Source organism: Legionella sp. km772 (genome assembly GCF_003989735.1).
Taxonomy (GTDB): Bacteria; Pseudomonadota; Gammaproteobacteria; order Legionellales; family Legionellaceae; genus Legionella.
Genome location: NZ_RZGQ01000319.1, coordinates 1 through 1,722, shown reverse-complemented (window position 1 = coordinate 1,722; position 1,722 = coordinate 1). Strand labels below are relative to the sequence as shown.

Below are 1,722 nucleotides of genomic sequence, written 5' to 3'. Positions count from 1 at the left end.
ATAAAAACTCATTTAAATCACTTTGCTATTAAGTACAAATTGATTCTTAGAGCGAACCAGATTGCTTGGCAGGAGCTTAAAAATATGGCAGCTTAAAATTGACCGTGCGTAACATGAGTTTCTAAGGGAATGTCTAGGGGAGTGGCTTCTATATTACCAACAAGCAGATACATTGACTCATAAGCGGGCAATAGCATCCAGTTTATTGTCCATTTTTTATCGTTGCGCCACACCAGTGATTTTTTGAGCTTAATGCTTGTATGCTCTGGAAAGAGGGGTTCCAATCCTTTCTCTTTAAATAGCTCGTTGAGATGTTTATGAGCTACTTCCGTGCTCCTTATATTGAGCACAGTTTCCGCGGCAGGATTAATTTCCTGAATGATCAAATCATTGGACAAAAGTATGGATAAACTAGCCATATTTTGCCATGTCAGATGGTATAAATTCTCATAGTCCATCATGTTTTCCCAAAATTTTCCATAAACTGGTTTAGTCCTTCATAAGTAATCTCGCAGAGCTGGTTAAATCATCTGCGTGCGGACCATACAATTAATTCCAAAAAATACTATTTATTCAAATATAAACAATAGCACAAGATAAAATTTATGCGAATATTATCGATTTTAAGTTTGTTCTCGATACATGACGATAGGATTAGCTCGGTATGAAATATTTTATCGCCTACCGGATAAAATTTACATAAAATACTAAAATAGACTATTTTTAATAATACTACATTATTAACTTTGCATACCTATAAGGATGAAAAATTGAACTCTAAAAATGAAAGCAAAAAAACAGCTGATAGATTAATCCATTGGATACGTGATTTTTCTGCAAAATATCTAGATTCTCATGCTGCAGATGAACAGCGAGGCTATCCGCCACATGTTTTTCTTGAGATGGGTAATGAGGGATTTTTTGGGATACATATTTCTCAAAAATATGGGGGGCTAGAGTTAACTACTTACGATATGTTGCGTGTTATTGAGCAGGTTGCTGCAATTGATTTGACCTTGAGCGTTATTCTCATTGAAAGTATTCAAGGGGCTCATACTCTGGAAAATTATGCCTCAGAATCTATGAAAAAAAGATACTTGAACCTGATGGCGACAGGACGAATTTTTACTGCCGGAGCTATGACTGAATCGGATGCTGGTTCTAATCCTCGAGCTATGAAATCGGTGGGCTATGCAGTAGGTGAGGGAGAGTGGACATTAAAAGGCAGTAAACGCTGGATAGGAATGGGTTCATCTGCGGCTTTGACAGCTGTTTATGTGCAACAATATGATGAAAATAACCATTGGGTTGGGATGAGCGGATTTCTCGTTCCTCAGAATGCTGAGGGCATGCACGCTGGACTTGACGATGTCTCTATGGGCATTCGGGGGTTTTCGAAAAACAAAATAACAATGGATAATGTTAAAGTCACCTCAGAACAGATGCTGGGACGTGCAGGCCAAGGTATGGAAATAGCACAGGACAATATGATGTATATTCGCTTGTGCCTTGCTGCAGCAGCAATAGGTGCGATGAAGCGTTGCGCGCAGCTGATGTATCGCTATGCGCAGCGCAGGATCATTGCAACCGGTATTTTACTGGATAACTCATGTTACGCACGGTCAATTTTAAGCTGCCATATTTTTAAGCTCCTGCCAAGCAATCTGGTTCGCTCTAAGAATCAATTTGTACTTAATAGCAAAGTGATTTAAATGAGTTTTT

2 protein-coding genes are annotated in these 1,722 nt (G+C 38.6%); one reads left to right on the top strand and one right to left on the bottom strand.

Translation table 11 applies throughout. The features are described from left to right. Positions 1–92 precede the first annotated feature (92 nt). The gene (locus ELY15_RS15600) at positions 93–461 is read right to left on the bottom strand and encodes a hypothetical protein (protein ID WP_127101659.1); all 369 of its coding nucleotides are present in this window, start codon (positions 459–461) and stop codon (positions 93–95) included. A gap of 309 nt (positions 462–770) precedes the next feature. On the opposite strand from ELY15_RS15600, the gene ELY15_RS15595 reads away from it, so the two are divergent. Then, positions 771–1,712, top strand: a complete 942-nt coding sequence (locus ELY15_RS15595) for an acyl-CoA dehydrogenase family protein (protein WP_127101657.1) — start codon at positions 771–773, stop codon at positions 1,710–1,712. The last annotated feature ends 10 nt before the right edge of the window (positions 1,713–1,722 follow it).

What these genes read in the sequence shown, in the direction of transcription:
- ELY15_RS15600 (WP_127101659.1), bottom strand. Translation starts at nt 461, where the DNA reads ATGATGGACTATGAGAATTTATACCATCTGACATGGCAAAATATGGCT.